This window comes from Shewanella sp. 11B5, from assembly GCF_002836795.1.
Lineage (GTDB): Bacteria > Pseudomonadota > Gammaproteobacteria > Enterobacterales > Shewanellaceae > Shewanella > Shewanella frigidimarina.
Map to the genome: position 1 here is coordinate 1 of NZ_PJAP01000524.1, position 5,560 is coordinate 5,560.

The window sequence follows — 5,560 nt, forward strand, 5'->3', positions numbered from 1 at the left end:
GCTATAAAGTGTAAGTATTATCACTGTGCGCCAAGCGATTTAATTCTTGGCGCTTAAGTTAACAGCCATAATAGAGTCAGGAGATAACATAGATGAATGACAAGATATTGTATAACACGCCAATGAACCAGGGTCGTTCGATGGTGTATAAGCTGCTCTCATCACTGTTTGCAAAAGAGCTAGACCAACAGCTATTACAAGAGCTAACTGCAAGTCAGGCTCAGGCATTCTTTGCTCAATTGGCCAGTGACCCGTTATTGAGTCAAGACATTGAAACCATAAACTCAGTGCTTAATTCAACCCTTAACAGCGTCAATACTGATCATGCTTTATTAGAGCTTGCTGCCGATTATTGTGGCCTATTTTTAGTAGGTACAAAGCATAGCGCCAGTCCTTATGCCAGTTTATATCTTAACGATAATGCAGTTGCCAAGGACGACATACTCTTATTTGGTGAACAGCATCAGCAAATGCAAACATATCTAAAACAAAGCCAATTAACGGTTCAAAGTGAATTTCCTGAACCGTCTGACCATATTGCCGTTATTTTGGCTTATGTCGCTCACCAAGCGTGTGCTTGTGACGATAACACTCAGCTCAGCTTTATTAGGCAATATCTCCACGCTTGGTTACCCCGTTTTGTAGATAGACTTACCTCTGTGGATACTGGTAAGTTTTATTCAGCCATTGCTTACCTCACTCTGGCTTGGGTTGAAAGCGATTGTGTAGGACTAAAAGGTGCTCAGTAACAGGATATCTATATAATTAATCCCCATATAAAAACACCGAGCAAACTCGGTGTTTTTATATGTAATGTTTGAGTTCAGGATAAATAGAGTTAGGGTTATACACACTCAACTATATTTCATATCCCTGATTTACAACAACTTAGATAGAGATTTTCAACTCAAGTGCGTTAATGGATGCTTGCAATACTTGCTTAAGCAACAAATATGAATCATCACTAATGCCATCTTTTTCTAATTGTTTGCACAACTGACTCAACTGAGTAAAGCCAATGCTGGCACTACTGCCTTTAAGTGCGTGTAACACTTTTGGCCTATCTGTAGGTAAAGCTGCCAGTGCATTGATGTGTTGTGTACTACTGACTTCAAATAGCGCTAACATCTCTTTAACGGCTGTTGTACCAAGGTATTGTAAGTCTTCATTAATTTGCTTTTCATCGAGTAAAGCCAGATTGTCTTCATTACAAACAGATACTTTTTGATCAATAGTCGTTTGTGTAAAGCTTTGGTGCTTATCAATCCTGATTAACTGATTGGTGTTGCCATTGTTAATTGCTGATATGCAACTTGCATCACCAATCCAATTGGCTAAAAACTTCATATTAAGCGGTTTGGCTAATACGTCGTCAAAGCCCGCTGCTCGATACTCGTTTATGTCATCATGTTGAATTTGTGCCGTAAAAGCGGCTATGCTGATGTTTTTTTTTGCTGCGTTAGCAATATTCTTCAACTCTACCAATAACTCAATTCCTGAGCCATCACCTAATTGAATATCAAGCATAATGCCGTCAAACTGCAACGCACTATCGACGTTAAACAACGCTCTTGCTTGAGCACAACTATCAGCCAGTACGGAATGATGTCCAAGATGTGCTAAAAACCCTTGGGCAACCATGGAATTGACTTTGTTGTCTTCGATAACGAGTACACATTTAGGATCAACTTTAGGTAATTTTGCACAGATAACCTCATGTTCTTGCTCACAGATGTGCAATGGCAAACTAAAACCAAAGGTGGAACCCTCACCCACTTTACTATTGACCCAAATAGAATCATTGGCAGTACTAACCTCATTCATTAACGAGACTAATTCTTTACAAATTGCGAGCCCGAGTCCTGTGCCTCTGGTTCTGCCTTGATTAGGCTGTGCACCATAGGCGATAAACAATTGATCCATGGCCTTTTCACTTATGCCAACGCCAGTATCTGCCACTTCAAAGGTTAATCGTTTCTCGACCACATTTACCCGTAATGTAACCTCTCCTGCTGGAGTGAATTTAATGGCATTGCCGAGCAAATTAAACAACACTTGGCGCAATTTGGGGCCATCTACCGTTATCCATTTAGGTAAATTACCGCGAAATAAATATAACGAGATACCTGACAATCCCGCGCCAGCTAACATGATTGCCATCACTTCATCGAGCAGCTCATTAAGCGCAACAGCCCGTGGTTCGTTAGTTAATTTACCTTGCTCCAAACGGGAAAAGTCCAAAATATCATTAAGTACATTTTGCAGTAAGGTGCCGCTGTATTGCGATAATGCCAACATTTGTTTTTGTGCTGGAGGTAATGGCGAGTGACTCAGTAAAGTCAGGGTGCCTAAAAGACCATTTAGCGGAGTACGGATTTCATGGCTCATGGTCGCTAAAAATAGCGATTTTGCCTTGTTAGCTTGTTCTGCCATCACTCTAGCCGTCGAATGCCCTTTTGCTTCAGCGTCTAGTTGACGGTTGGTTTCAGCCAGTTCGAGTGTACGTGCCTGCACGGTACTTTCAAGTGAGGCTTTATGGGCAAATAATTCTGATGCCGTTTGTTGTAATTCAGATTGCAGTGCTTGATTGTGCGCTGTTTTTTGTTTAAAAGCTTCAATGGCAGAAGCCATCGCGGTGAGTTCATCGTCGCCGTGAGGATCAAGTACTACTTCGGTATTGCCCTGACTTAATTGAGATAATGCTGCAGTGGCTTCACTTAGGCGTAAAGCTATACCTTTATAAATAACTCGATAAACCACCAACAGCATAATGATTAACATCAAAATACCTGTCGCCCACAGTCCTGATTTAGCCCACAGTAATTGCTGTAAAAAATTACTTCGGGCATGTTCTGCCTGTAGCTGTTGTGCTTTCATTGCGCTATCGACTGACTTATTCAGTTGGCCTAATTTATCCGTCAGCGTTAACAGCTGCGCATTTTGTTTCGTTAGCAATTGAGCATATTGCTGCTGCAAACTTAAGCCAACATTCACCTCCCTTAACATTATCAATTGGTGCTCAAGCTCTGTCGCTCTAACCGGATCTCGAATTAAGCCTTTAAGTAATTCTAGAGGCATTAAATCAATTTGCCCACTCGTGCCTGAAGCAGTATAAGGGCTCGGTATTTCATTACCGTTTTGGGAGTTATCGCGAGTAGAATTAATGGTATAAGTCTTTGGAGACAGTACTCGAGCCATATTGTCGAGTACGTTATTTAATCCAAGTTGTTGTTCTGGAGACTGTAATAACTGCCCTACTAACTCAATGTGATGGATCAATCCCAAAGCTCGATTTAAACGTTCACGGACATCCAAATCTTGTTCTATGATGGAGTCCAAAAGTTGGGCACTTTGTTCAGCACCAACCACTTGAGGGTAAGCTAAACTCAACTTGGCCAGAATGGTTGAATCGACCACAGCTTGTTCTGCTTCAAGTAAAACACTACTCTTACTGGCTGCTTCCGCGAGTGCGCTTCCTTTATTATTCAATTGAGCCGCCAACACTAAACGTTTACCCACTTGGCGGCCGAATACCGATAAGTCATGGATAATTTCACCAGCTAATAGCGCTAATTGCTTATCTTTATCGACACCATGATTTTGTAGATTTAACGAATTGAGTCGTTCAATAGCGGAAAGTAAATTAGTGCTTTCGAGTGACAACTTACGCCCAAGGAAAACGCGTTGTGCCTCTTGTTCCACTCGTTCCAGCGCTTGGGCATTGTCGAGCAAGCCATTAGAAGACTGCATCAATTGCCTTGCAGCCTCAGATGCGGGTAACGCCTCTTCATATAAATATTGGTCAGCAAGCTTTACCCAATAAAGCGAAATGCTGCCAAGGCTAACTAACATTAACAATAACAATCCGAGCAGACAAAATGCCAACATAAGGCGACCCACTAAGCTCTTGCCTGATAGTGATAAAGTGCTCACAGTCATTCCTTAAAATGTTATAATTACAAAAAATCTTAGTGTTCTGTTTAGAAACCTTAATCGAGACAATATAATGCGCCGACTTATTTATTTGCTCATAGCTTGCTTAGGGACAATACCATTACTTGCTGAGGCTACATTAGATTCTAGCTGGACATTACAACAGCGGACGCCATTTAATGCCAAAATTCAAACAGTAAAATCGATACAATATAAACAACTGACTTCGGCCAAAAAGCCTTGGCAGATCTGTGCCTTAGTACCTCACCTCAAAGATGCTTATTGGATCGGCATTGATTACGGTTTGGTGTCAAAAGCCAGCCAATTAGGCATTAATTTAGAATTATTTGAAGCCGGCAGTTATTACAGAAAAGAGCAACAACTAAAACAACTTGAATACTGTCTTAATCAGCCGTTCGATGCCATCTTACTCGGTGCCGTGGCCCCTAATTTACTTGATAACTATCCGGGACAGATTAATAAACCCATCATAGCGTTAGTGAATAGACTCGATAACCCCATGATAACGACTCGTGTAGGCGTTAATTGGTATCAAATGGGCTGGGAAGCTGGCCACTTTATTGCTAAAGCTGTTAAAAAAATACCGCCATCATCTCCAGTAACACTCGCACTACTAACTGGTCCAGAAAGTGTTGGTGGCAGCGATTGGGTTGAGCTCGGTATTCAAGATGCTATTGCCAATAGTCATATTGAGATTACATCAATTCGCCATACCGATAATAATCGTGACCTTTATCGTGACCAACTTCATAATCTGCTTAATGATCATATTCCTAGCTATATTATAGGCAGTGCTGTTGCTATCGAAGCAGCAATTGGAACATTGCAACATAAACAATTAACTGGCCAAGTAAAGCTTGTGAGCAGTTATCTATCGCCAGCGACATTGCGAGGACTGCATCGTAATAAAGTCGCTTTCAGCAGTGATGATCAAGTGGTGTTACAAGGTAAGTTGGCAATAGACATCATGGTAAAACTACTTGAGGGAGCACAATCATTTGGTGATATTGGCCCACAAATACAGGCGTTAGAACAAGGAAAGGTGCAACTCGATATGTTTAATAACAGCTTAGCCCCTGCAAGTTTTTACCCTATTTACCGCGTGACACCAAAAACTAATCTTTAATCTTTGTCGCAAACAAATAGCCTTCTCCATGAACCGTTACAAACAGGTCTGCCTGTAGCTTGTTTCGTAATCGACGAATAATGACATCAATGGTTCTATCATTTACATCTTCATTACGGTGGCTTGTTTGCTGCATTAGTCGCTCACGAGATAGTACTTGCTGCGGATGCAATGCAAAGGCGGTAAGTAATTCGAACTCTGCTTTAGTCAGCTTTATCACCTCGTCACCACGACTCAGTTTTCGGCTGTTTAACTCAAGAATATATTTATCGAACGCAATGATATCGTCACACTGTTCAAATTGTTCTACAACGTCTTGCTGTGCTTTTTTAACTAATGAAATTCGCCACAACAAATTTTTAACTCTTACTAATAGTTCTCTTAATTCAAATGGCTTAGTCACATAATCATCAGCGCCCATTTCAAGACCAACGATTTTATCAATGGTTTCATCACGACCTGTGACTAAAATAATGCCAA

At 41.0% G+C, this 5,560-nt stretch carries 4 protein-coding genes; 2 read left to right on the top strand and 2 right to left on the bottom strand.

The window, feature by feature from the left end; genetic code table 11:
• Positions 1 to 107 precede the first annotated feature (107 nt).
• Entirely contained in the window at positions 108 to 749 is a 642-nt protein-coding gene (torD, locus tag CXF78_RS12335; RefSeq protein ID WP_374702289.1) for a molecular chaperone TorD, read from the top strand.
• Between the two features lie 139 nt (positions 750 to 888).
• Here torD and torS read toward each other — a convergent pair whose 3' ends face one another.
• Positions 889 to 3,939 carry a TMAO reductase system sensor histidine kinase/response regulator TorS gene (gene torS / locus CXF78_RS12340; RefSeq protein WP_102036956.1) on the bottom strand — a complete coding sequence of 1,017 codons (3,051 nt, stop codon included), beginning with the start codon at positions 3,937 to 3,939 and terminating at the stop codon, positions 889 to 891.
• Between the two features lie 67 nt (positions 3,940 to 4,006).
• On the opposite strand from torS, the gene torT reads away from it, so the two are divergent.
• Positions 4,007 to 5,080 carry a TMAO reductase system periplasmic protein TorT gene (gene torT / locus CXF78_RS12345; RefSeq protein ID WP_102036957.1) on the top strand — a complete coding sequence of 358 codons (1,074 nt, stop codon included), beginning with the start codon at positions 4,007 to 4,009 and terminating at the stop codon, positions 5,078 to 5,080.
• Here torT and CXF78_RS12350 read toward each other — a convergent pair.
• Positions 5,070 to 5,560: winged helix-turn-helix domain-containing protein (locus CXF78_RS12350; RefSeq protein ID WP_102036958.1), on the bottom strand; the 491-nt coding region annotated here is incomplete at its 5' end. The genes torT and CXF78_RS12350 overlap by 11 nt on opposite strands.

Bases quoted from the DNA above. Each gene is read 5' to 3' on its own strand.
- torS (WP_102036956.1), bottom strand. From the start codon at position 3,939: ATGACTGTGAGCACTTTATCACTATCAGGCAAGAGCTTAGTGGGTCGC.
- torT (WP_102036957.1), top strand. From the start codon at position 4,007: ATGCGCCGACTTATTTATTTGCTCATAGCTTGCTTAGGGACAATACCA.